At 58.8% G+C, this 26130-nt stretch carries 17 protein-coding genes; 8 read left to right on the top strand and 9 right to left on the bottom strand.

All coding sequences use genetic code 11. From position 1 onward, the window contains the following. Positions 1–12: 12 nt before the first annotated feature. The 5 genes from ACYQ2I_RS09135 to ACYQ2I_RS09115 all read right to left on the bottom strand — a co-directional run bounded on the left by ACYQ2I_RS09135 (position 13) and on the right by ACYQ2I_RS09115 (position 7365). Positions 13–2274 carry a BatA domain-containing protein gene (locus tag ACYQ2I_RS09135; RefSeq protein ID WP_460166703.1) on the bottom strand — a complete coding sequence of 754 codons (2262 nt, stop codon included), beginning with the start codon at positions 2272–2274 and terminating at the stop codon, positions 13–15. Then, positions 2271–3170 (bottom strand): DUF58 domain-containing protein, encoded by a 900-nt coding sequence (locus ACYQ2I_RS09130; RefSeq protein WP_460166702.1) that lies wholly within the window; start codon positions 3168–3170, stop codon positions 2271–2273. Before ACYQ2I_RS09130 ends, ACYQ2I_RS09135 begins: the two co-directional genes overlap by 4 nt. Then, positions 3167–5410: a glutamine amidotransferase gene (locus ACYQ2I_RS09125; protein ID WP_460166701.1), complete on the bottom strand. Its 2244-nt coding sequence runs from the start codon at positions 5408–5410 to the stop codon at positions 3167–3169. Before ACYQ2I_RS09125 ends, ACYQ2I_RS09130 begins: the two co-directional genes overlap by 4 nt. A 283-nt stretch (positions 5411–5693) precedes the next feature. Beyond that, positions 5694–6386: a hypothetical protein gene (locus tag ACYQ2I_RS09120; RefSeq protein ID WP_460166700.1), complete on the bottom strand. Its 693-nt coding sequence runs from the start codon at positions 6384–6386 to the stop codon at positions 5694–5696. Between the two features lie 73 nt (positions 6387–6459). Further along, positions 6460–7365: an alpha/beta hydrolase fold domain-containing protein gene (locus tag ACYQ2I_RS09115; RefSeq protein ID WP_460166699.1), complete on the bottom strand. Its 906-nt coding sequence runs from the start codon at positions 7363–7365 to the stop codon at positions 6460–6462. A 298-nt stretch (positions 7366–7663) separates the two neighbouring features. Between ACYQ2I_RS09115 and ACYQ2I_RS09110 the strand changes: the two genes are divergently transcribed. The 5 genes from ACYQ2I_RS09110 (at position 7664) to ACYQ2I_RS09090 (ending at position 15395) form a co-directional block, all read left to right on the top strand. Then, positions 7664–8857: an agarase gene (locus tag ACYQ2I_RS09110; RefSeq protein WP_460166698.1), complete on the top strand. Its 1194-nt coding sequence runs from the start codon at positions 7664–7666 to the stop codon at positions 8855–8857. A 108-nt stretch (positions 8858–8965) separates the two neighbouring features. Next, positions 8966–12361: a hypothetical protein gene (locus ACYQ2I_RS09105; RefSeq protein WP_460166697.1), complete on the top strand. Its 3396-nt coding sequence runs from the start codon at positions 8966–8968 to the stop codon at positions 12359–12361. Between the two features lie 58 nt (positions 12362–12419). Continuing rightward, a complete protein-coding gene (locus ACYQ2I_RS09100) occupies positions 12420–13745 on the top strand; it encodes a hypothetical protein (protein WP_460166696.1) in 1326 nt (441 codons plus the stop codon). Next, positions 13742–14179, top strand: a complete 438-nt coding sequence (locus ACYQ2I_RS09095; RefSeq protein ID WP_460166695.1) for a hypothetical protein — start codon at positions 13742–13744, stop codon at positions 14177–14179. Before ACYQ2I_RS09100 ends, ACYQ2I_RS09095 begins: the two co-directional genes overlap by 4 nt. A gap of 109 nt (positions 14180–14288) precedes the next feature. Next, a complete protein-coding gene (locus ACYQ2I_RS09090) occupies positions 14289–15395 on the top strand; it encodes a TIGR04053 family radical SAM/SPASM domain-containing protein (RefSeq protein ID WP_460166694.1) in 1107 nt (368 codons plus the stop codon). A 146-nt stretch (positions 15396–15541) separates the two neighbouring features. Here ACYQ2I_RS09090 and ACYQ2I_RS09085 read toward each other — a convergent pair whose 3' ends face one another. Together ACYQ2I_RS09085 and ACYQ2I_RS09080 are read right to left on the bottom strand one after the other, a co-directional pair. Continuing rightward, entirely contained in the window at positions 15542–17083 is a 1542-nt protein-coding gene (locus ACYQ2I_RS09085) for a DegQ family serine endoprotease (protein WP_460166693.1), read from the bottom strand. Positions 17084–17336: 253 nt separating this feature from the next. Further along, positions 17337–19271, bottom strand: coding sequence for a RiPP maturation radical SAM C-methyltransferase (locus tag ACYQ2I_RS09080; RefSeq protein ID WP_460166692.1), 1935 nt, complete (start codon positions 19269–19271; stop codon positions 17337–17339). 193 nt (positions 19272–19464) lie between these two features. Here ACYQ2I_RS09080 and ACYQ2I_RS09075 point away from each other — a divergent pair, with 193 nt between their 5' ends. From ACYQ2I_RS09075 to ACYQ2I_RS09065, 3 genes are all read left to right on the top strand, one after another. Next, on the top strand, positions 19465–20271 hold the full coding sequence (locus ACYQ2I_RS09075) for a ThuA domain-containing protein (protein WP_460166691.1): 807 nt from the start codon (positions 19465–19467) through the stop codon (positions 20269–20271). A gap of 17 nt (positions 20272–20288) precedes the next feature. After that, complete coding sequence (locus ACYQ2I_RS09070) at positions 20289–20912, top strand: nucleoside monophosphate kinase (RefSeq protein WP_460166690.1); 624 nt, start codon at positions 20289–20291, stop codon at positions 20910–20912. A gap of 242 nt (positions 20913–21154) precedes the next feature. Next, on the top strand, positions 21155–23797 hold the full coding sequence (locus ACYQ2I_RS09065; protein WP_460166689.1) for a serine/threonine-protein kinase: 2643 nt from the start codon (positions 21155–21157) through the stop codon (positions 23795–23797). Here ACYQ2I_RS09065 and ACYQ2I_RS09060 read toward each other — a convergent pair. Further along, a complete protein-coding gene (locus ACYQ2I_RS09060; protein ID WP_460166688.1) occupies positions 23790–24707 on the bottom strand; it encodes a prenyltransferase/squalene oxidase repeat-containing protein in 918 nt (305 codons plus the stop codon). The genes ACYQ2I_RS09065 and ACYQ2I_RS09060 overlap by 8 nt on opposite strands. A gap of 49 nt (positions 24708–24756) precedes the next feature. Further along, on the bottom strand, positions 24757–26082 hold the full coding sequence (locus ACYQ2I_RS09055) for a glycosyltransferase family 4 protein (RefSeq protein ID WP_460166687.1): 1326 nt from the start codon (positions 26080–26082) through the stop codon (positions 24757–24759). Positions 26083–26130: the final 48 nt, after the last annotated feature.

The following is a 26130-nucleotide window of genomic DNA, read 5'->3' as shown; positions in this document are numbered from 1 at the left end:
CGCGCGTGCGAGTCATCCCGCAGTAGAAGGGGAAGGATGTGCTCGGGGACGTCCGGGAATGTAGCGAGCCTGTTCGTCCTTCTCTTTAGGACTGAACCAGTTCGAGACAAAGGTTTCGAACACCAATCCGATCAAGACGGCAGCCAGGAACAACTCGGCAAGACTGCGTCCTTTGCGCAACATTTCGAAGGTAGCTGCCATGTTTTCGGGATTCTCGGCAAACACTACCGGGGTCTTGCCCAAGCGTTTTTCCAGTTCTTCCCGCGGTAGCTTCGCCGGATCCGATTCGTCGGGATCGGCATTTACGGCGTAGGCCACTTGCGTTCCCTGTCCGGCGCCTACGAATCGGAAACGGTAGATTCCCACGTCGTGTGTATCTTCGAATCGAAACTCGCGTGGGAGCCCGTCTTCCGTCCCCAATTCTGGACGAATCACGGCGCCGGAAGGCGGCAAGACCTCGATACCGCCTGCCGACATGGCGCCTTCCAACTGCACGACCAAAGGTGTGCCCGCGATTGATTGATGCTGTGCCGGTGCCACCCCCGCCAAATCGAAGGTCAGCCGAGCCGTGAGCGGCACGAAGATGGGTCGCAGCGGCAAATTCGTCCACCCCACGTGGGCGCTGGTCGCCAACAGTGTGACGTTTCCGCGCGCGACTCGCCGCTGGAGCAGAACCGGATCGCCGTCTCCGTCGAGTCGCGCAAGAATCATCGTGTCGGCGTATTCCTCGGTGTCACAGGGCACGTATTTGTAGACCAATACCGATTGGTATAACGACGGCGGATCGATGAGATATCCAAGGGCCGGGTGCTCTTGGTTCAACCACGCGACCGACCAACTGTCGCGTTCGCCGCCCAATTCGGGCATTCGCACCGGCTTGAGTTCCGCCGGCAATAGTCGGCGTCCGGCCTGTTCGTTCATGTCGTTGTAGGCATCGGGATCGACCTCATCGCCCATGATCCAAAAGACGGCTCCCCCTTGTTCCACAAACGACGCGACACGCGCAGCCGTCTCGGGAGACAGCGCCGGTACGTTCACTAGATACAACACCTTGTAATTCACCAAGGGCTCGGTAGCCAATTCATCAACGGTCAAAACGGTCGTGCGAATCGCCCAATTCGGTTTGTTGATCGGTTTGAGCGCGCGTTCGAGATAGAAACTGTCATCCAAGTAGGGAATCTCATGACGCTCGGTCACGACGATCCCCACGGGCACGGCCGGATCGACCTCGACGGTGAAGAACAGTCTGTCGTCCGCCGGACAACCATCCTTACCGGCGAGCCGGACCTCGCCTTCCTGCAATCCACCTCGCGAAGGAGCAAAGACGATTTCCGCCACGGCCGATTCCGAGGGAGGCACTTTGACTTCGACATCGGCGGCAATCTTCTCACCGTTGAGGTACAATTCGACCACCCGGGTTTGCTCGACCCCCGAGGCATTGCGAAGCTGCACAACCGCCTTCATCGGCACGCCGGCGACGGGAATCGTCGTCTTGATCTCGACGTCGGCCAAAGCGACGTTCGGCTTCGGCGCGCGATTACAATCAACGACGATCACGGGAATTTCCGCAGCTTCGGCAGCCCGTTTTCGTTCTTCGGGATCGGCCGCTTCGTCATCTTCGTTTTGAGTGCGGTTTTCGCCTTCTTTCAGCGTTTCCCACGCGACCGCCTGATTGTCGGTAATCACGAAAACCTGCTTGTTGACGGCGTCGGTTTCGACCAGCTGCCGGCGTGCCTCTTCGAGCAATGCCCCGACATCTCCCCCTTCATAGGTCACACCCGCCTGCAATGCCTGCGCAAGTATTTGACGCACTTTGTCCTGCGAACGATAGAATTTCCCCATCTCGGGATATCGAACGCCGCTGGTCAGCCACAACGCCACTTGGTCGCCGTCCGCCAGTTCATCGAGAATTTGTTCGGCGGCCGAAACGGCCAATTCGAATCGCACGCCGCCTTGGTCTTCCCAAGCCATGCTGGCCGAGTTATCGACAATGATCGCCACAGCCGTGTTCGTTCCCCCCAAGAGCGAGCGCAGCTTGGTCACCGTCGGCTTGGCCAGTCCGATTGCGATCAAGATGAGCACGGCCATCCGCAAGAGCATCAGCAACACATCATGGATTTGGCGGCGACGACGGGTCTTTTGGACGCTGATTTTCAAGAAGCGCAGCGTCGGAAACGGCAGCTCCTTGGCCTTCTGCCGATTGATCATGTGCAGGATCACGGGAATGATGCCTGCAAGCGTCGCCAATAGGAATGCCGCTGCACCGAATATCATAGCCGGTTTCGCTTGGCCAAGTATTGTGACAACATGAAATCGTAGGGAACGGCGGTATCGGTCAGTACGTAGTCGATGCCGCTTTCTGCACAACCGCGCCGATAGGCACCGACGAACTCGTCGATTTGTTCTTTGTACACGTCGCGCACGTAGGCCGGATCGACCTGAATCCGCTCGTGTGTCTCGAGGTCTTCGAAGACAGTGACGTCTTTGAAGGGAAACTCCAATTCTGCCTGGTCGAACACGTGAAAAACGATTACCTCGTGCCGTCGGTGACGGAAATGGTGCAGCGCCCGCATCACGGCATCGGGATCGTCGTAAAGATCACTGATGAGCACGATCAAACAACGCCGCTTGAACCGATTCGCCAGTTTATGCAAGACCTCGGCCACATTCGTTTCGTTGGCCGCCTCGATCTTCTCCATTTCGCGCATCATCTCATTGAAATGACGCGGCGAGCTTCGGGCCGGCATATCCAACCGGACGGAATCGTCGAAGGTCGTCAACCCTACGGAATCTTGCTGACGCGTCATCATATACGCCAAGATTGCCGTCAAGTAGCACGCGTATTCCAGCTTCGTGATCTTCGTCTCGTAGCGGTACCCCATCGACCCGCTGACATCCAAGAGCACCTGCACCCGCATGTTCGTCTCTTCTTCATATTGCTTGATGTAGAGACGTTCGGTGCGGGCAAGCATCTTGTAGTCGAGGTGCCGAGGATCGTCGCCCGGCACGTATTCCCGGTGCTCGGCAAACTCGACGCTGAATCCCTTGTAGGGGCTGGAGTGCAATCCGCTGATGAACCCCTCGACCACACCGCGGGCGACCATTTGGAGGTTCTTCACCCGCGCCAGGGCGGAGGGTTCCAGATATCGGTATCCGGTTTGCGGACTCATCGCAACTGGAACCTCCGGCGCAAAACCCATTCGGTCGTCAACACAACGACGAACAACGCCCAAAACAACGGCGGCCAGAACAGCGGACGTTCCACGTAGACTTTCTTTTTGCGAACGCTGCGATCGAGTTGATCGATCAGATGGTCGGCTGTCGAAATATGCACGTAGCGCCCCCCGGACTCGCCGGCGATCTGGGCCAGCATCTCTTCGGCCAAATCCAGTTTCTCGAACTCGAGGTAGGGGCGTCCCACCTCGACGACGATCTTTTCGGCCTTCAATTCTTGATCGCCCAACAGCGCGGTCACTTCGATCTCCAGCGTTCCGTTGCCGGTGGGTTCGTATGTGGCTGTGTAGTGTCCTCCCGGTCCCGGAACAGTCGTCAGCGTGATCTTTTCGTCGGCTGCATCGGGATAGCGAATCACTGCCGAGACCTTGGCCTTGTCGGTTCCTTCCCCTTCGGCGTTGCGAACGACCGCCGAAATCCGAACGGCTTCGTCTGGCTCGTAGTAGGCCTTATCGGTATTGGCGGTCACACTTGCTTCGGCAGATACCTCATCGGATCGACCGGCCGCCCATCGGACCATCTGGCCCCAAAACCGCAAAAACGGAGACTCTTGATCCAACGCACGCGGCCCCTGTTGCCATTTGCGGGTCGTATCGGCCGTAAACACCGCGGTTCGTCCCTTGTCGACCGGCATGACCGTGAGGACGGGCATGTTGTCGGCAGGAGGACAAACCGCCAAGACGACCGCCCCGGGCTTCGCCGCCACGATCCGCGTGCACCCGTCCAACGGAGGCAACCCGACACGCTTCGGCTCGGCGTTTTGCGTCGGGAAGAATTCGACGACGTTGGCAAAGATCGGATGATGCGTCCCTTCGGGCGTCAATTGCGGCAGAAAGACGTCTTCGACCTGCCCGATATCCCGACTGCCGACTTCGACGGGCAGTATTTCCGCCAGAGATGTTTCTCCGTATCCGCCCGGTCCCAGACTGTGATACCCCCCCAGCATGATCAGGCCGGCCCCTTCGCGCACGTGCTTGATGATCGCTTGCTGTTGGGGCTCTTGGAGATAACTGGCATCCAAATCGCCGATGATGATGACATCGAATTGACCGATCGTCGCTTCGTCGCTGGGAATGCCGTCGAAGTTCAAATCCTCGACGTTGGTTCGGCGCAGGAAGACGTTCGGTCGCGTCTGGACCATCGCATAGAATTCCAAGTCGGGATCTTTGGCCAGGAACCGATCGACCAAGGCCCCGTATTCCGCACGCAACGTCCCCTCGATGTACAAAACCCGAATCCCCGCCTCGACCACCAGCGACGGTGCCGAACGCGAATTGTTTTCCTTGATCTTTTCCTCGGGGATCTCCTGTACCGAGACCGTATAGACGTGTCGTCCTTTCTGCTGCGGGGTGAACTCGAATTCGACCTGTTGCGGGCCCTCGCGGGCATCAAGCGTCAATTCCTGCTGCATCCGGGTATCGTCGTCGCCGGTCAATACGACGGTGACCACCCGCCCGGCGAGACCGACGCCCTCTACCGAAGCGCGAATCCTCGCTTTATTGTCGACGATCATCCGTTCCGGGCAGTCGATCGCCGTGACTTGCACATCCCGAAAGGACACACTGCTTTTCAGGCTCGCTCCGACGCCGACGGTATACACCGGAACCGGCATCCGCGGGGCCAATTCCAACGGATCCCGCGCCGAGTTGTGAATCCCGTCGGAAAGCAAGATGACGCCTTCGGCCTCCTCGCCCGAAAGCACTTTAGCCGCCGCCACGAGAGCCCGCGAAATCGAGGTGGCCTTGCCCTCGGGCTTCAGCCGAGGAAGTTCCTCCACAGAATTCAAGACACGTGCCCGCTCGTCGAAGGCGATCAGGTCGATCTGAAAATCGTCACCGAGCTGGTCGATCCAGTTTCGAACCTGCGTTCGTACCTGCTCAAACCGAGGTATCCCACCCGCATCGTCGGTGATACTCATCGACTGCGAGGTATCCACCGCGATCGTCAGCGCAGGCTTCTTCTCTAGCTCTTTGTAATAGCTGAAAACCGGCTTGAACAACAACAAGATGATCAACACGATGGCAACGATGCGCAGCCCCAGCAGCAGCTGCCACTGCCCGCGTTTGAGTTCGCGGTAAGCCCGGTAGTAGAAAAGCGACACCAGCGAGATCGCCGCAAACAGGACGATCAGCATCGTCGTGAAGCTGTAGCCCTTCTCGAGCGAGATTTCGACCACCGGTGCGCTCTACTGTTTTGAGAAAAGACGTTCGCTGCCGCCCGTCCCCCAGCCCCCGAGCCGGAAACGGCGACTAACGGCTGAAGTTCGGTCTACACTGTCGACGGGGAGAGCGCCCTGCCTCAAGAGCGACACCTCCGCCTCTGTTCCGCGATGCGAGCTCGTCGCTTCGGAAAGCTTCCTCGCGCGACGCCTCGACCTTTTCGGCCCAATCGAAGGGCGTCTTTATCTTTTCGCAGGCAGCCGCCGCAATCAAGAGCCGACCTCGCAATCCGCAAATGCGTCAATCTCGAGGAGACACACGTCGCGAAGTCGACGCTTTTTTCTTGCCCTCTTCGTAGGCCTCTTCTCCCAGTTTAATCTGCTTCACATAGACGAGCGACTTCAAATCGTCGCCGAAGTCTCCTTTGTCGCGTTTGTGCAAAATGACGCGAATCGGCTCAAGCCGTGCTCCACGATCTCCCGGGGATCGCATATTTTCAGCCTCGACATAGATCAACTCGGCCAGCGGACCGGTGATCTTCCGCCCATCGTCCAACGTAATCGTGTATACGTACTCTCTAGCAGGATAACTGCGACCGGTATATTGCTTTTCGTTCAAGGCCAACTCCTTGAATCGCCACTCCTTTTCCATCCATTCTTTGACGACCCGGGCTTCGATTGTCGACACCCGGTTCAACGGAATCTCCCGCTGCCGCTTCAGTGACTCGTCGTAAATTTTGAGTCGCTTATCGCGCGTCATGTAAATTTTTCCGTAGTAAATCGTGCCGTCCGACAGCTCGATGTATCCCGGCACGGCATCATCGCGCTCTTGGTGGACAGGCCCAAACGGGTTGATAGCCGGCGGTTCCTCTGCCGTCCCCGTTTTCCCACAAACCAACACGCCCCAGACGATCAACAAAGCGACTGCTGCCCTCGCAAACCCGGCGCAACATTCCGTCGCCCCGAAACCTCCTATATCGCCCAAGATTCGCATACCACACCTCGTCTCTGCCTTTCCTCGATATCCAAACCCCTCACTCATCACGTGAGCCGTGCGACACCGAACGTCAATTTCCCTTCAGCTTGCGAATCAAGAATTCGGTCTGCGAGGCGTACTTCGTCTTCACCCCCGGATATTGCAAGTAGGCCTCGACGCCCAAGGCATCGGCCTTCTCTTTCAGGGCGATGCCGAAATTCACGTGATGGACCTTCCAACCTTGCGCCCGACTACCCTCGGGAATCGGATCGTTCGGCCTCATTCCATAGGTCATGAAAATGGGAGGATCATCTTCACTGAGAAGCGACAAAGCCGAAATATCTTCGACGATCTCTCTCTGTCGCTTGCGGCTTACCGGTCCGAAAATCTCCGTCACGTCACGATGCGGACGCTCGTAACCGGGAATGTTCTCCTGCCACCAATTCAAGTCCATCGAAGTTTGGCCGCCCGTGGTGGCCACGCACAAAAGTCGCGTCGATTCGCGGGCAATGGGATCTTCGGCATCGGGATCGGCTAAATCGTCGTGGAACGCCAAGTACATCGACAACTGAGCCCCTGCCGAACCGCCGAACGCTCCGACGCGTGTCTTGTCGAAGTTGTACTTCCGGGCGTGATACCGCAGGAACTGCAATGCCCGACAACAATCTTGATGGGCGGCGGGCAAGGGGGCATCCTGAACGAATCGATACTCGATCGCTGCCAGCGAGATTCCGGCGTCGAGAAACGGTTTCGGGTTCACCGCGCGTTTCGAACCGGACCGAAATCCGCCGCCGTGAATAAACAAAACCAGCGGTGTCGGATCGGGCGAATCGGCCACATAGATGTCGATGCGCTGCTGTTTGTGGGGGCCGTACGGAACGTCGGCATACGTCGGCTCGAGAGGTGAACCTGCTCGATTCCCTTGTGCCGTGCTCACGCTGGCGATGCCAATCCAGGCGGCCACGACCGTTGAAAACACGACTACCCAGCATCGCATAGGATCACCTCGCAAGTTTCAGAATAACAGACGGTCGTTCCTCGGCGATTTGCACTTGCTCGCTACCGAATATCGGCGTGCACCGTGCCACGTGGATGATACCACCAACGTTTCTCGGCCGTCCATCGTTTGTTCCATTTTACCATGGGTCCCGCGCAACGCCCGAAGGAGCCCTCGGCTGTCGTGAACTTGCCGGCTCCCGCAGCCGCTGCCTTTTCGTTGTCGCTCCGGGCAAAACGTCCCTATAATCGATATTTGCACATGTTTGTAGGTTTTTCAGTATTCTGGAACCCGCCGAATGCCCCGTTCTTACAACCGACGCGATCTCTTGAAGGGCTCTCTCAGCCTTGCGGCTGGACTGCTGACAGGGGCGGCATCCCGATCGTCGATTGCCGCAACAAAAACTAAGACGACACAACCTTCACCGGAAGGTTTCTTCACGATCGGAATACAAAAAACGCACTGGTGGTTCCTCACCCCGGACGGACGACCGTTTTTTTCGTTGGGCCTCAATCACATCGATCCCGCCACCCTGCGTTATCCCGAAAATATCCATCTGTGGGAAGATCGCTACGGGGGCGATATCTTCCGCTGGCTACGCGAGTCGGTAGCCCCCAATTTGCAAGCGTGGGGCTTCAATACCGTCGGTTGGGTGCAAGAGGTGACCGTCCGACAATGGCGTCATTCCCGATCTTTCACGCTTCAGGAATACCAAGCGATCGGAATGCCCTATTGTCATATGCTGCCTTTTACGGAATCGCACCAATGGGAAAAGCACACGCGACATTACGATTACCGAAGCAGCGATTGGACCGAATGGTGCGACTACGTGGCGAGGGCGCATTGTGCCGAATTCCGGAACGATCCCAATCTGATCGGATACTTTTACAGCGACTGTCCGTGCTGGGTTCACGACCGACCGGCCAACGCGTGGCGAGGCCCGATTTTCGATCCGGAACTACTTCAGACCGAGAGCGGCCGCCGCGAACTTCGCGACTTGGCTGCCCACTATTACAAAACGACACACGACGCCATCCGCCGCTACGATCCTCATCACCTCATCCTGGGAGATCGCTACGAGGCCAATGCCCCCTTGCCGGTTGAGATAATCGAGTCCGCTATTCCCTACGTCGACGTCCTTTCTTTTCAAGATTTCCGTGACCCCGTCTCACATCTGGCCGACTGGCACGAAAAGACCGGTAAACCCGTGTTGTTGGCCGATGCCGCTCGAATCAACTGGCAAACCAATCCGGGCGAATACACCCGCAACGACGGCCGTTGGTACGCTCAAACTCTGTCCCGGCTTTTCGAGACCCCCGGGTGCGTCGGTTTTCATCTCTGCGGGGCTTACCAGCGAAATCGCGCGCGGCGGTACGGTCTGCTCGACGAACAGGAAAACCTTGATAGCGAGAACGTATCGCTCATCCGCCAAGCCAACGAAGAAATCGCCCGGCGGATGGACGAACTATTCGCCCCCCGTGATAAGGGGTAGATGTGCAAGGAAAAATCTTGACGCAACGGGCCCCTTCGTCGCAGAATACACATGGCCCCGAGTAGTCGGGGAGTGGCTCCTCTTGCGCGGAACAGGGAGGAACGGCCGATGTCTCCCGTGGCGGAAAACATTATTCGTCGGGTCGATGCTGCGCGGCAGCAGTGGTGGCTGTACACACTCTTGACGACCTGCGTCATGGCGGCCTCTGCGGCGTTGGCGGTGCTTATCGTGTTCATGCTTGCCGACGCCTTCTTCCGGTTTCCCCAACCTGTGTTGGCCGGCATGTTCGTCGTGTGGGCCGGGTTGGTGCTGTTTCTGATCGTGTGGGTATTTCGCCGTCTCGGGCGTTCCCATCGCAGCTTGGAAGCCACCGCTCGACGCATCGAGGCCGAACTTCCCGAACTTCAAAGCAACTTGATCAATCTGATCCAGCTCGTCGACGACACTAGAAACGAAAACAGGGCTTTTTGCCTTGCGGCGGTCAATCATGCGGCCGGGCAGATCGGGCATATCCGTCTGGAAGAAGCGGCCAAGCGAGAAACCCGTTGGGGGCGATTCGTCTATTGCATGCAGACGGCGCAAGACCTTCTGGAGTGGACCGGCGTCTTGCTCGCCTTGATCGGCATCACCGTGGCCTGCAACGTCCTCGTTCCGGGCTGGGGGTCGGCCGGTTCGCGATTGTTGCAACCGTGGCATTTCGTGCCCGCCCAGGGAAAAGTACGCATCGTCGACGTGAAGCCCGGCAATGCCGAGGTCTTGATCGGGTCTTCGATCACGGTTGAGGCCCGCATTGAGAATCCCGACAAGAAAGCCTACGAGGGCTTTTTGTTCATTCGGCGCGAGGAATCACCGGAGGAGCGGTTCCCCATGGCCGTCGACGAGACGTCGACAGTCTATTCGTTCACCATTCCGGCGGTTACGGAACCGATCGAATATCGAGTCGAGGTCGGTGACTCACAAAGCGAAATCTACCAGTTGACCGTCTGCGAAAAGCCGACGGTCGCCGACTTGGAAGTCACCTATCGCTATCCGAATTATCTGAAACGGCCCGCCGATACATTTCGACAACAGACGGCCGATCTCGAGGCACCGCAGTATACCGAAGCGACTTTGCGCATCCGCCCCTCGACGCCTATCGCCCGCGGATACGTCGATGCCGAGCGGGGCAAGATCGTCGGAGAGGTTCGCGAGAACGGCAACCTGTTCTTGGTCGACATCCCGATGATCAACGACGGAACCTATACGATCCATCTCGAAACGGCTTCCGGTTACAGTGATCCCACGCCGCGCGTAAATCGAATTACGGTCCTCCCTGATCATCCGCCGTCGGTCGAGCTGTTGAAACCCGGTCGTACGAGCACGGCCGCCCCCGGGGACTCGCTGGCCGTCAAAATTCGCGGACGCGACGACTACGGAATCAGTCGAATTCGTCTCGAAATGTTGGTCAAAGATGCCCCGACGGGCGACTCGGTGCCCAGTGTGTCTGAAGACGACATCCCCAGTACAGTCCGCGTGTGGACCGAATTCGAAGGAACGACCACGGTTCTTGCCGATCATACTCTCGAACTCGATCCCGAAAAGTTCCATCCCGGCCAGAGGGTGATGCTTCGCGCCGTCGCTTGGGACACGCGAGATGTCGGTTCGTGGGGCCTGGATTTACGTCCGCAGGAATCGGAAGGCCCCTGGCACACGGTCACCTTGATCTCGCGGGAAACCCGCGACGCCGAACAATTGGCGTCGATCGAAAGCTTGCGTACGGCGATCTTCCGTATTCTCGAACAGCAGATTCGCGCCCGCGCAACCACAGGACGCCTGGTGGGCAGCGATGTCGGCATGGACTTGACCGCCGGCTTGGCATTGTCGAACGAAATACGTACACGTCAAATCGACATCCAAAAGCAAACGACGGATCTGGTCGCCACGATCAAAGATACCGACAGCGAAGAGCGACGCACCATCCGACGCATCCTCAACACTCTGGCCGTGGGCGAAATGCTTCAGGCCGTCGATCTGGCCGATCGGCTCACGAAAACGAAAGACGCATCGCGACTTCGGCCGCAAGCCGAAGAACTTTCGCAAACGCAAGACCAGATCATCGACATCTTGCGGCGCCTACTCGACGTAGCCAGGAAAGCCCAGGCCGAAATGCTTTCGGAAATGGAGCGACGTTCGACGGGTGATCTGCCGGACGACGTTCGCGACAAACTCGAAGAAATCCACGCGAAAATGCAAGAGTTCCTCGAACAGCAAAAGAAGATCATCGAGGCATCGGAAGAACTCGCCAAGACGCCGGTCGAAGATTTCACGGAAAAGGAAGAGCAGCTTCTGAAAACCTTGGCGGCCCAGGAAGACGACTGGTCGCGATTCATGCAGGAGGCGCACAGTGATCTCAGCAAGCTGCCCGAACAAGATTTCTCGAATTCGACGCTTTGCAAAGAACTGAACGAAATTCAGACCGAGCTGAAAATGGCTGAAGATGCACTACTCAAAAAATCGGCCGACATCGCGGTTCCGCTGGAGCAATTGGGCGCCGAAATGGCAGAGGAAATCACGACCAACATAGAAAAGTGGCTCCCCGACACCCCGGATCGAGAACGCTGGAGTCAGGAAGAGGCCCTCAATGACGAAGGCAAAGAAGCACCGATGGCCGAACTGCCTGGCGAGTTGGAAGACCTCATCGGCGAACTCCTGGAAGAGGAAGAAGACCTGTTCGACGAAATGGAGGACGTCTCCTCGAGCGCTGCCGACTCGCTCGATAAAGGCGCCGGTTGGGACGTCGCCGACGGGCCGATCTCGAACATGAGCGCCAAGGGCGCCACGGGAAACCGTTTGCCGAACACCAGTGAACTCGGCGGGCGCGCCGGCGAAGGGCGCAGCGGCAAATCGAGCGGTGAATTCGTCAGCGAAGAGGCGGTCGGCAAGGGCGGGCGCAAAACCCCCAGCCGCTTAACCGCCGATCCCTACATGGAAGGCCAAGTGAAAGACCATAGCAAAGATCCCACGGGCGGCGCCACCGGCGGCGGGAAGGAAAGCGGGCAAGGCGGTGAAGGGCTCGAGGGGCCGGCTCCGCGATCTCCCGGACCCCGAGAACTGCAACGCTTGGCCGGAAAGCAAGCCGCACTGCGCAACAAGGCCGAGGGCATCGATGCGCAAATGCAGATCATGAACTACCATCACACCGACATGGAACAGCTCATCGATCTGATGGCCGAAATCGAGCGAGACTTGCAAGCTGGCCGGTACCAAAATGCGCTGCGCAAGCGAGAAATCGTTTTGCAAAGCCTCGAAAGCCAAAAGCAGTACGTCGCCGGTGAATTCGAGGTCAAGCGCGATACGACGGCCAATCTGCCCGCCGACATCCAAAAAGACATCCTCGGCGCCGTTCAAGACCCCGCCCCGCCGGGTTGGGAAGAGCTGGTTCGAGGCTACTACCGCCGCCTGAGCGGTACCGAAACGACGGCCGGACAACCAACGGCAGATACGGCTCCCTCAGGCGATGAATGATTCGCCGCGTCGGCCGGATTGTGGATATCCCTGTTTCTTCCGTCTCGTGAGCTTGCCGATGAAACGTCCACGCATGCGTGATCGTGAATTCGTTTCGCGGGTCATTGTCTTCTTTTTCGCCTTGTGTGCGGGCATGCTTTCGGGATTGCCGCCGTCGGCAGTTGCCGCCCCGCGCGAAAAGGTCGTCATCCCGTTCGATTTCGTCTCACAGTTCGATAACGGTCGATACGGCCAGATGGTCGGCGACATGATATGGACGAAAATCAACCGCGAGGGCGGTTTCGTCCTGCCCGAATCGATGCTCGACGTTCGCGACTTCTGTAACGCCAACGGCTACCACGTCACACCGGAGACCCCGTTGGAAGAGGTGCGCAAGATCGTCGTCGAGGGGTTCGGCGCCGATATCGGTATTTGGGGAAGTGTCGAGCGTGCTCCTGGAACCGACGGCGAAATCTACGACTTGGTAATCAAGTGCGTCGACTTTTCGGTGTACGGTGAACCGAAGGTCATCTACGAACTTTCCGGCGTGCGGACAAATTCGGTCAGTGAGATTCCGCACCTTTACGTCAAGCAGATGCTCGACAAACTTTACGGACGCGAGCCGGGCGGCCCGCCACCGGTCAACGAAGTGGCCGAGCAAAACTGGGAGAAAAACCCGAACCTTTTGATCGGAGGCGATTTCGAACGGGCGGTAGGCGGCGTTCCGATCGGCTGGGAAGACCGTTGCGGCCAAAACCGGGAGCCTTTGGGCAAGCTGGTACAATGGTTACCGGAAGTCGGTAATCCCTCGAATCACGTGATTCGGTTGACCTTCGATAAAGGTATCGGGAATTCGACGGGCGTCATGTACTACAGCAAACCGTTCCCGATCGTCGAAGGGGCGACGTACCGATTCCAGTGCCGCTGGCGCACGAACGGTCCGACAGCTAAGGTCTTCATCAAGTGCTATGCTGAAATGCCCAGCGAGTACAAGTCGATCTACGAGGCATCGCGGGCGGGTGCGGGACGTCCGATCTCGCCCGGCGCCCCCACCACGCGAGCGTCTTCGGGACATTCGGGCGACTTGTCGCAGATGCACGAATGCTACCGGAGTCAACAGAACCTGAAGGGCCCCAAGAACACCTGGAACATCCATACCGAAGACTTCACGCCACGGCATACGCGGTATACTCCCAGCGTCGGTCGCGTCATGTTATACGGTTACTTGGGGGGAGGCGTCATCGAATTCGACGACTGCGTGTTGAAGATGATCATTCCCGCTTCACCCGGCGAAACGAAAAAAGATCCTCGCCTTTCGCTCGAAAGCGATGTAACCATCAAGGAGATGGAGGAAAACGAACGCCGCGCGCAGGAATTGCGGCAAGGAGGAGCCGACGACAAGTGAGCGACCGGATCGAATCGCCGCTTCCGGCCATCCCGTACGCTCGTGCGTGGAACATTGCGGCCAGGACGGTCCACATCGCTGCCGCGGGGATGCTGCTGGGCGGTCACTTTTTTGACGTTGCCCGCGAACGCTTGTGGGGGCTCTTGATCGTCACGATCGCCAGCGGCGTCATCTTGGCCGTGCTCGAAGCCTGGCCGCGATTGTTGTGGTTCGTGCAGGGCAGGGGAGCGGCAACGCTCCTCAAGTTGATCTTGATTGCGGTCGTACCTTTATTCTGGCCGCAGCGGGTGTGGATTCTCTTGGTTGTGTTGGCCGTCGGATCGGTCGGCTCGCACATGCCGGCACGTTGGCGCTACCATTCTTTTCTCCACGGCCGTATGATTTCTTACGGTTGCGGGCCGGGCACGAAGAAAAGGGAAACACCGCCGGAATAGTACCGCCAAGATTTCACCCTCGACGCGGCGGGACGCCCGCCCCCTCGACATGTTCGCATTTCTGTTGTAAGCAGCCCGTACCGAGGCTTTTATTCCCGACGACAGCCCCATGAAACACCCTGCAAACCGTCCGTACACCGTCGACGATTTCGGCACCAGCCCCCTGATGCTGTATTACGAGGTCACCCAGGCGTGCGACCTGGTATGCAAGCACTGCCGGGCGTCGGCCCAATCCGATCCCGCTCCGGGAGAACTCACCCACGAGCAAAGCTTGGCACTCATCGACGAAGCGGCCACGTTTCCTCGTCCACCGAACCTCGTCTTTACCGGCGGCGATCCGTTGAAACGTCCCGATCTTTGGGAACTCATCGGACACGCTGTAGCCCGAGGTCTCACCGTCGCCTTGACCCCGTCGGCGACACCGTTGGCGACCTACGAAAACTTCGCGCGAGCCAAACAGGTGGGCGTGCGGGCATTGGGCATCAGCCTCGACGGCGCCGACGCTGCGACTCACGACGCGTTTCGCGGTTGGGAAGGAAGCTTCGAGCGCACGCTCGCCATGCTCGACGCCGCGGCGGCCTTGGAATTGCCCGTCCAGGTAAACACGACCATTACCCGCCGCAATTTTCGGCAAGTCGACGCCATCGCCGAACTGCTTGCGTCGCGTCGGATCATGATGTGGTCGGTCTTTTTCCTGGTGCCCGTCGGGCGAGGTGTCGAAGAACAGCGAATTCGTCCGGACGAGTACGAAGAAGTCTTTGCGAGGCTATGGCACCATGCGAACCATAGTCCTTTCGCGGTGAAAACCACCGAAGCCCCTCATTACCGGCGATTCGTCCTGCAACAGGGCGGAGATCCGCTGGCCGGTCCGAAGTCTTCGCACCGTCCCGGTCACCGTCGCGCCCCGCTGGGAGTCGGTGACGGCAAGGGGGTCATGTTTGTCAGCCATGTGGGCGAAATCTATCCCGCCGGATTTCTGCCGGTGACGTGCGGGCGGTTTCCCGACGATTCCCTCGTCGAAACGTATCAGCGTCACGAGGTCTTCCGTGCTTTACGCGATCCCGATCGCTTTCACGGGCGGTGCGGGCGCTGCGAGTATCGCTATGTGTGCGGCGGAAGTCGGGCCCGAGCCTTTGCCCTGACCGGCGACTATCTGGCTACCGATCCCGACTGCGCGTACACGCCCGTTCCCAAAGGCGAACCGATTCGTCCCTGAGAATCGGTTTCGCACAACAAGAAAGCCCGCCGCTCCAAGAAAAAAATGCCCCCGGTGCCGAATGCCTCGCACGGGATCGACGGAATCCTTTTCGGCACCGGGGATTCGCAGCGTCAGGCCGATCGACGGCGAACCGCCGTATTCGCTCAGTCGACTCGAATTGCAACGAATCGGGTTCCTTCGCGACTGACGACCCGTAACAGCAGGCGGCCGGTTTCCGACGCTTCACGGAGCGCCGCGGCCAAGTCATCGGCGTTTTTCACCGGTTTGCGATTGGCCTCCACGACGACCATCCCTTCTTCCAGGCCGGCCATTTGAGCAGGACTACCGGGTTTCACCGAGGTGATGACGGCCCCTTCGGTCACGTCGACGCCCAGTTGCTCGGCCAACTCTTCCGTCAGCGTCTGGGCTTCGAGCCCGAAGCGGTCCATCCGGAGACTACCGCGACGCCGAGGCGAGGTCGAGGCCAAGCCGTAATCCTCGGGCTGCTCCTCGAGCGTTACCTCCAGCGTCATCCGCTTCTTGTCGCGGATGATCTCCACCGGATAGGCCTTACCGAACTCACACTCTTCCACCAACCCTTGAAGCTCGATCGGACTGTGGACGGGTTTCCCGGCGAATTTGACGATCACGTCGCCCGGCTTGATTCCGGCCTTTTCGGCAGGCGTTCCTTCGAGTGTTTCGGCAACCAATACGCCTTCATGCACGCCGATGCCCAATGCATCGGCCAAGGCCTGGTCGATCAACTGGATGGAAACCCCCAGGTATGCCCGACGAACTTTTCCGTGCTTGATGAGGTTCTCGGCAACCCACTTCGCCAGATTCGACGGAATGGCAAACCCGACCCCGTCATATCCACCGGTCTTCGTTGAAATTGCCGTGTTGATCCCGATGATCTCACCATCCAGATTCACCAGCGGACCGCCGCTGTTACCGGGGTTGATGGCGGCATCGGTCTGAATGAAGTTTTCTCGTTGGGTGATTCCCAGCCCGCGTCCTTTCGCCGAAATGATTCCGGCGGTCACCGTTCCTTCCAAACCGAAGGGCTGACCGAGGGCCAACACCCAGTCTCCAACTTGCACAGCGTCGCTGTCGCCGAATCGGGCAGCTTTGAGGTTCTTGGCGCCCTCGATCTTGACGATTGCAAGGTCCGTCTTAGGATCGGCCTTCACGTCGACAGCCTTGAACTCGCGGCCGTCGTGCAATCGCACGACCACGTCGTCGGCCTTGCCTCCGTCCACTACGTGCGAGTTGGTCAGAATGACGCCGGACTCATCGATGATCACGCCCGAGCCCAATCCTTGTACGACGCCCGACCGATCCTGCGGAATCCGGAAGAACTCCGGTCCGAAGCGATCTCGGAACATGTCTTCAAAGGGCGTGCCCTCGAAGGGATTCTCCGGAAACGGAACGACGTCGGGCCCCGTGATGTGCACCTTCTTCGCCGTGCGAATCATCACGACGCTCGGCAAGACTTCGTCGGCTGCGTCACGAAATGCCTGGGAGAGCTGTTGGACGAATTCATGGTTTCCCCCCGCCTGCGTCTTTCCGGTGAATAGGGCGGGCAATTGGGCCTTTGCGGCCGGCTCCCATGTGATTCCGACTGCAAGCACGAGTGCCAACGCGAGCACGCCCGCAACCGCGAAAACCAACTTCCTGCGACTTGTACTTTGACCCCAACTGCGCATTTCCTCTATTCCTCCTTTTCCTGGATTCGGTGGTTATTTCCGACTGCGATGGAGCACCCCGCTGTGCCCCACACACCGCCGCCGCGAACCAAAATCACCCTGATAGTTACCGTGGGCTGCCGGATGTTGCGAAAACTTGACTCCACCTGATGGAGGGAGGTACCTTCACCGCATACTGCCGCTTTTCCAGCTGCTCGAAGTGCTTGTGCGCAGGGACTCTTTCCACGGGAAGTGAATGCGGCCCATCTTGAGATCAGGCATGGGCGGCTTGGTAGAGTTCCGATTGCTCCGGAACGCGCACGGCTAAACTGAGGATCCGGCCGTCGATTTCGGCGACCAAAGCGTCGTCTTTCCATTGCCGAAGCACATTTTCCAGCTCCGGTCCGTCCATGCTTTGCGCCAACGACGAGACGGGACCGGGAACCTCGAGCGAGTGTATGTGCTCCAAGACGGCCCGCCGCGATCGGCCGGTGTCGCAAAAGCGGTAGATTTCGGCTTCGACGCCCTTCAAGCGAAACTGAAATCGCGCGGCACAAGGTCGCGTGTCCGTAATCACGATTGAGCCGTCTGCTTGGTCCGCGGCCGCCAATCGTGAAATCGGATGGACTTCTTGCCACCGTGCCACGGCTGCCAGTAGCGGTGCCGACGCATTTGCGGGATCGTCGCCCGAGGCGTATCGGCCCCGAAAATAGTAGGCAAGGCCGGCGAGAACGTCTTCTGAAAACGGGTACACGAACCGAAATGCTTCCGCAGGCCGGATGTCGGTCAACCCAAAATCTACCGGTCTTTCGAAAAAGGGGGAAAACCGATCGACGCGTACGCGACCGACCGCCATCGGCGGTGCCAAGTGAACGATCTGTTCGATCAACGCCGCCAAATCGCGATAGACCCGTTCATTCTCCGAAGCAAAACCGTAGAGAATATTCCATTTCACCTCGATCCCGGCCTCGGAAAACCATTTCAAAGCCTGTAGATTGTGAATCGCCGTCGCCCCTTTGCCGATCTCGCGCAGCACGTCGGTTGAAAACGTCTCGATTCCCAATTGGGCGGCACCGAGCTTGCCTTCCAACAACTCGTGCACCTGCTTTCGCGTCAAATTCGTTTTCATTTCGCACACGAAGCGGAACCGAAACGGTGCCGACTTGAGCTTGGGTAACAAGGTTTTTCGGTATCGAAAATCGAAGATGTTGTCGGCAGCGAAGCCGCGTTCGATTCCGTAACGCGACACGAGGTGCGCCAATTCTTCGAGTACCCGATCGGCCGACTTACTGCGGTACGCCAACGACGTGCCGTTCAAGCCGCAAAATGAGCAGTGGTGCTTCTCACCCCACCAGCAACCACGCGACATTTCAAACGCCAGCAACGGTTCGAAATCGCCGCGAAAGGGGCTGTTCCGAAAACGTTTGAAATAATCGTCGAAATCGGGATACGGAAGTCGATCCAACTGATCGACCGCGAGCCGTCGGCAGACGTTTTCGGCAACCATCGGTAGAGTTGCAGCCGAAACACGCTCGCGACAATCCTCGACCGAATAGCCCTCGGTTGCTCGACTCAGCACGCCCGGTCCGCCGGTCACCGGTTCGCCTTGCAATAGGGCTTCGACCGTTTCGGGAAAGGTGTCGTCGGCCTCGCCCAAAAACAACAAATCGATTTCGGGAAACCGTCGAAACAGCTCCACCCCCATTTCCTCTTCACAGGCGGCACCGCCGAACGCGATCACGATCTCGGGACGTCGCCGTTTCAACTCACGGGCAACGCACAACGAAGGCAACGTTTGCTGAAACGTGGCCGCGAATCCCACCACGCGGCATTCGGCCGGAACCTGATCGACACACCATTCGACGAAACCGGGAACATACCGCTCCAGAGAGAGAAACTCGGCGAATTCGTCTCGTGTCAATTCGGGATCGGCAGGCGCGAGCACCTCGCGAAAATACGCATCGTCGTCGGGCAACCGCCCGGCAAAATAGTGCTTCGCGAACAACCGCTCGCCGCCGAGTACAAACGCGAAATGATCGGCCACCCAGTGATAGGTCGGCAAGCCGATACGCTCGGCAAAATCAAAGCACCAGTACGCGACTTCGCAGGAAATTCCGCGTTCTTTCGTCGCCGCCGCCAGCAAGCTGATCCCCAAATTGGGCCACCGCAGATTGGCAAACGGCATGTTGACCAGCAGTACCTGCGACATGAGGGCCCCCGTTCCGTTGGATTCAACACCACCTCCGCGTGCACATTTTCTGCCGCATAGTTATCATAAACGAACGATCGCTGTTGAACGTACGGCAATCCACGTCACATCGCGACGGACGTCCGCGGCGATCTCGACGATCCCAAGACGACGCTTTCCCATCGATCCCCGTTCGGAAATTGGAGCATGAACCATGTCGACAACATACAATTCGCCCCTCCGTGATCCCGTTCATACCCGTCGATTCATCCGCCCGCTCTCGATGAGGGCCATATCCAGCGCACTCGCGGCCGTCGCTTGCTTATACGCCGGAGCACAGACATCCGTCGCCGCGGAACCGATTCGCGTCCTGTTGACGGTCGGCGGCCACGGCTTTCAGGAAAAAGAGTTCTTCGCCATGTGGGACGCTTTGCCGGAAATTCGTTACGAAAAGGCCGTCCTGCCGCAAGAGGCCGATCGCCTGAGCCCGGGTTTGGAAAAACAATTCGATGTGATTGTGCGATACGACATGGTTCCCGAGTTCACGCCTAAACAAAGGGAACAATTCGTCGCCTTGCTCGAACGCGGTATCGGCTTGGTTTCCCTCCACCACAACCTGGGCGCACACCGAAACTGGCCCGAGTACCGGAAGATCATCGGCGGCGCCTACCTTTTCCAACCCCTGAAGGAAGGTGACAAAACGTACGGCCCCTCGACCTATTCACACGGCGAAGACCTGCATGTCATGATCGCCGCCCCCGAGCATCCGATCACTCGCGGCCTCAAAGCCTTCACGATCCATGACGAATCGTACAAGAACTACTACCTGGCCGAGACGGTAAAGCTTTTACTGAAGACCGACACGGCGGTAAACGATCCCAGCATTGCGTGGACGACACACTACGGAAAAAGCCGCGTGGTCTACCTGCAACTCGGACACGACAAGCTCGCCTGGCAGCATCCGATGTACCCTGAATTGCTCGTCCGATCGATCCGATGGGCCGCCGAAGAAACGAAGTGACACCGGGCGGACAATCCATGATGCTGCACGGTCTTCTGTTACTGGGGCCGACCGGTTCCGGAAAGACACCGCTGGGCGACCTCCTGGAAGAACGTGGTCTGCATGGGCTGCCGTGCGTCCACTTCGACTTCGGGGCAAACTTGCGTGCGGTCGCCGCTCTGCCGAAAGGCGACGAATGGGTTACCGAGGAAGACATCGGCTTCGTCCGCCTTGTGTTGACCGAAGGCGCGTTGCTGGAGGACGAACATTTTCCGCTGGCTTTGCGATTACTGCGACGATTCTTGACGCAGCGGGCCTGCCCGGAGCAGGCAACCATCGTGTTCAACGGCCTACCGCGTCATGTCGGTCAGGCAGAAGGGTTGGCGAAGCACGTCACGATGGACCTCGTCGTCGAACTCGTCTGTTCGGCCGATACCGTACGGGAACGACTGCGGCGAAACACGGGGGGAGATCGAGCGACACGCCTCGACGACACCCCCGAACTGGTCGCCAAGAAATTGGCCCTTTATCGCCAGCGGACCCAACCGCTGCTGGACTGGTACAAAGCCAAGAACGTCCCTGTTCGCTCCATACACGTTTCGGTTGAAGACGGACCGGAAGAAGTCTACCGCCGTTTCGCCCAAATCACGGCGGAATCGTAACCACAAAGCCGCATTCCGAGCGGACAGGCCGCGACGGTTGTTTGCCCCCGACCGGAGCGAGGGGTACACTAAAGAAGCGGGACGGGTTAAGGAGCCGCGACCTTTCTCGTCGCCAGAAAGGCGCCGCAATCGACCGCTGAATTCAATCGCGGCGGCCGCGATGAACTCATCGTTTCGATCGGGCGGAAAAACGCCCACGGAGCCGGGGTGTGTGCCGGCCCTTTTCAAGCTCGAGCTTGACCATGGCCACGACTTCGTCGAAAGCGACATTTCTTCAACGACTGGAGCAAAGTCGGCTTCTCGACAACGAACAACTCGCCCGTGCCGCCGCGGCGGCCGCCGAAGCCGACAAGCCACAGGCGATCGCCCGCAGTCTTGTCCGTGAAGGCCTGCTGTCCGAGTGGCAAGCCGCTCAACTTCTCCAAGGACGCACGCAGTTTCATCTCGGCAAGTACAAGCTGATTCGCGTGTTGGGCGAAGGTGGGATGGGCACCGTCTTCCTTGCCGAACACGTCACCATGAATCGGCGCGTCGCCGTGAAATCGGTCTCCTCACGCCTGAACCGAAATCCGGAAGCGCTGAAACAGTTCTTGGACGAAGCCCGCACGATTGCAGCGCTCGATCACCCCAATATCGTTCACGCCTACAGCGTGGATGAAGTCGACGGACGCTATTTTCTGGTAATGGAATACGTCGCCGGAAAGGATCTCGCGACGATCGTTGAAGAGGAAGGTCCGTTGTCGTTCGTGACTGCGGTCGACCTGTTGTGCCAGGCAGCCGAGGGACTCGCATACGCGCATGAGAGAGGCGTCATCCATTGCGACGTCAAACCGAGCAACCTCTTGGTTACCGAAAACGGAACGGTCAAGATTCTCGACCTGGGAATGGCCCGTTTCGCCGAAGGCGAATCGAACGGCAAACGCTCCAGCGCCGGCGTACTGGGAACCGTCGATTACATGGCCCCCGAACTGGCCCTTGGTCGCGACGACATCGACGGTCGTGTCGACATCTACTCGCTGGGATGTACGCTGTTTTTCGCTTTGACGGGCAAGCCGCCGTTTCCCGACGGTACGCTGGCCGAACGCATTCTGAAACACCAGTCGGCTCCCCGACCGTCTGTTCGCGAGCACCGACCGGAAACTCCCGCGGATCTGGACGAATATTGCCGCCGCATGATGGCGATCACCCCAGACGAGCGTCCGGCTTCGGCCGCCCAAGTTGTCGATTTCTTGGCAGAATGGGAACCGCCGCCTGTTCGCCTCGTGCGGGCAACACCACTCGAAGATAACGCTAGCAAGCCGGAAGCCCTTGAAAATGCCGATGATCACGACGCGTCGGACTTTGCGTCGACCGATACCGGCAGATCACTACGTTCCCGGCTCGTCGTCGTCTCTGTTACCGTCGGATTTATCGTGTTGCTGACCGTCGGCCTCGTCGCCTACGTCGCCGCGACGAATCGCCCCTCGTCGGCCCCCGCGCCTCAAGCAACGACACGTTCCGAAAAAGAGGTCGACGACTTCGAGCGACAAGTTATGGATATTGTCTCGCAATGGTCGCTTGACGACGAAGGCGGGCAACCGAGAAACGCCGCTGGATCCGATTCCAAGACCTCGCCGACAAACGACCAATCGACTTCCGATGCCGAGGATACGCCGGAAAAGCCGTCGGCCTCGAAGCCCGCACCCCCGGAGGACAACACGCCCGAAAGCGAACCGCCGAAGCCCGAGGAAACGGGCACCGACACGTCACCTGCACCGGCGCAGAACGAGGACGGCTCGCCGCCTTCCGCTGACGACCCGGCAGGGGAATCGGCGTCTGAACCACCGCATGAACCGGAAAATGCAACCTCTAGCAAACCATCGGGCGAGAAACCGGCCCCCAGCCCTCCGCAGCCTCCACCGAAACCGAAGAATCCGTTCGAGGGGCTTCCTGCTGCGATCGAGCTGGCCGTCCCGTCGCCGGGAGATGCGGAACGGGGAGATACCCCTGTTGTGCTCGCTCGGTTCACGATTCCGCAGTCGGCCGATCTCGCGCTGAACTTGTGCGGTGGTGCGGCTGCAATCAAGGGCGCTCGCGAGTTCTCGCTCGAAGGTGCGGCTTCCGACCAGTGGAGAATTCTCATTCGCCCTACCGGACCGACCGGCGGGGATGTCGTCGATGTCGGCCGGTTGGAATACGCCTCGCATGCTCTGACGTTGCACTGGTCGCCCGAGGTGTCTCCATCGGATGCGACCTACTTCGCAAACTGTGGTTTGCGATTGCAATGTACCGAATGGTCTCACACCCTCCAACTTCGCAAGCCGGTTCCGGGCCCACCGATCAGCTTGGACTTGCGCCGTCCAATCTCGGCGGGCACAATACCGCTGAAAACCGCACCCGATGCCTCCGCACTTCAAATCGTCTTCTTCCCACCCAAGACGGTCAAAGGTCTCACCCTGGACCCCGCCGGACCGCATTCGCTCCAGGATCCGACGACGATTCTCATCGGTTACCAAGATCGCCACGGAAACGTCTCGCCCGGAATCTCGATGCGGCTGACGATGAGCTTTCGCGGTTCATCGTTGACGTTTCGCCGCCAGCTGCTCGATCCTCCTCCGACAATGTTGTCACGGATCGATCCCTCAACATTGCGCCCGAGCCTCGCCACCATGAAGAGACGGCTCGAAAACGAACTGAAGAATGCCCGCGGGGAAGAAAAGGCTCATCTCGATCACAATCTTGTCATGCTCGAACGACAGGAATGGTTGCTCGATTTGATCGAGCAGCCCGCCGAGGAGTTCGTGCTCCATTACCGCATCGTCCTATCGGCAGACGACACCGACATCGTTCTCGTCGATTCTCGGCTCCCTGCCCAGCAGAGCTCCGCTGCGTCGCCGCCTAACTAGCGGTCAATCCCGACGCTACCAGGCCATAAAACGTGTACTCGACATCGGGCATCTCGTCGGCTTCCGTCCCCAGAAAGCCTCCGTCAGAAACTTCCAATCGTCGCACGAACTCCCGTGCCGCCTCGATGTCACATGCATCGAGTGCGTCCAATCGATCCAGCGTCAGAAGCGCCGTGCATGTACTCAACAGATCGGGCATCGGCGCGCGTGCAGCGGCGAGACATCCGCCCCCGTAGGTCTGCATCCCGCAGAGAAATCGTGTGACGGGAACGACATACGGCTGCCACTGTAGTTCGGCCGCTTCCATGATCCCCACGGCCGCCGCGGTGGTATTCGTCCCGCTGGATCGCAGCATGGGCAATTCCGAGAATCCACCGTCGCTTTGGTGTCGCGCCCGAAGCATGCGAGTCAGCGGGCCGGGTTCCGGTAACTCCAAGCCCAATAATTCGGCGCACAAGACGGCTAAGTACGTGTGATACGTGCTCGACAACCCACTACCGATCACCTTGGCGAATCCACCGTCGTCTCGTCGCAATTCGTTCAGGAGCCCGCAAATCGTTCGCTCGACCGTCGGCTCGGCGATCAAGCTTCCATGGTATCCGGCAATCCGAAGCGATGCCGCGGTTGTTAACCACGATGTGTAGTCGATTAGCGTGTGTAACCGTTCCCAAGCGAGTGCGAGATAATCTCCCGCCCGCCCGATCGCGTCGTCGTTCCACGCATCCAAGACGGTGAGCATTCTTGCTGCGAAGCTCGTATAATACACGTCGGATGCCCCACGTCGCCCGGGAAATCCCCCGTCGTTTGCCTGCGACGACAGAATGTACTGCGCATGCCTCCGACGAACCTCGGCAGGCAACTTCGACACGACTTCGATGATCCTGATCGTCAAACGTTCCGAATGCGTCATTCGATCCTTGCATCCTCACATGCGGCAAGGGGCGATGCAGCACTTGGGGTCATCGGCGTTGTGCCGTTACCCGTTCATACACCCCCCGCACGTCACGGCCCAATCGTTCGATCGTGAATACTTGCCGGGCCGTCTCGCGGACTTGTCGTTGCGCCTGCATCAACGCCTCGCGATTCGAGACGACCTCGATCAGCCGGTCAGCGATCACTGCGGGTGTATCCTCGGTATAATGCCAGCCTGACTTCAATACGTCGAGCCAGTCGGAAAACGCACCGCGACGCGGAACGAGACTCGGCACCCCGCACATAGCGGCTTCGAGCATGACGGTCCCTTTGCTTTCGCCGTACCGCGAGGGAAGTAACATCAGATCGAGCGAGCTTAGAAACTCCCACTTCTCCCTCGGGGTCAACTCTCCGTGATAGACGATTCGCCCGGCAATGCCCCTCGACGCCGCCAGCCGCATCCGTTCATCCCAAAAACGGCGGTAGGGGCGATCCAATCTGCCCGCAACAGCCAACTCGAGGGCGCGACCGCCCGGCTCGGAAGCCGCTCGGCAAAACGCTTCTACCGCCAAGTCCACACCCTTTTCCGGCGTGATGTTTCCCAGAAAACCGACGCGAACAGGCCCCTCTTTAGCCGTCTTCCGATCACGGACTTCTACGCCTTCAGGCATGACGACCGCGGGCAAAACGACGTGCACTTTTTCTCGGGGGATGTCTAGAAAAGATCTCATTCTTTCGGCGTAATAGGGGCTTGCGGCGACGACTGCGTCCAGGTGCACAGCGAGCCGCATCATGCGTTCTCGCGCTTCATCGGCGATTTCCGACGGCAGCGATTCAAGGAACGAGTCTTCACCGGTCACACTACATACGACCGGCGTCCCCAACCGATCTCGGACCGACTTCGCGATCCCGATCAACAATGCGTTCGACAGATGGACGACCGCCGCGTTTTCGGTTGCCGCCAACGTAGCCAGCAACCGGTCCAATTCTTTGCGCTGTCGTCCGTCTTCTCCCGCCAGCATCGACAACAAGATTTCGCCGGTCGCTTTCGAAGCCCCCGTCGAAGCGCCGGCCAATCGCGAGAGGAGTCCGGGGCGATCGAGCCACGCGTCCAACCAACGTGGCGTCTTGCGAAAGAACGCAAATCGCTGCTGCAAGTAGACGTTCAAGCCGCCGAAAAAAAGGGGGCCGACGTTTGGAATGGGGACATCGCCATGAACCGGTGTATACAACGGATAAACCACGCTGCGGCAACCGGCCGATTCCAACGCCCTCACCAACGTGGCGGCAAAAAGACAACTTCCACAATATCGGTCACCGGCACCCGATATCAGATGAACGATCGTTCCCTTCAACTGATCGACTGGCTGCATTCCCTTGTCTCGCTTCCGGCCGGTCGATCCCATCTCTCTTTCGCACCG

It is taken from the genome of Thermostilla marina (genome assembly GCF_054657455.1).
Note: the sequence above shows the minus strand (reverse complement) of the source record. Positions and strands in the feature narration are given on the sequence as shown.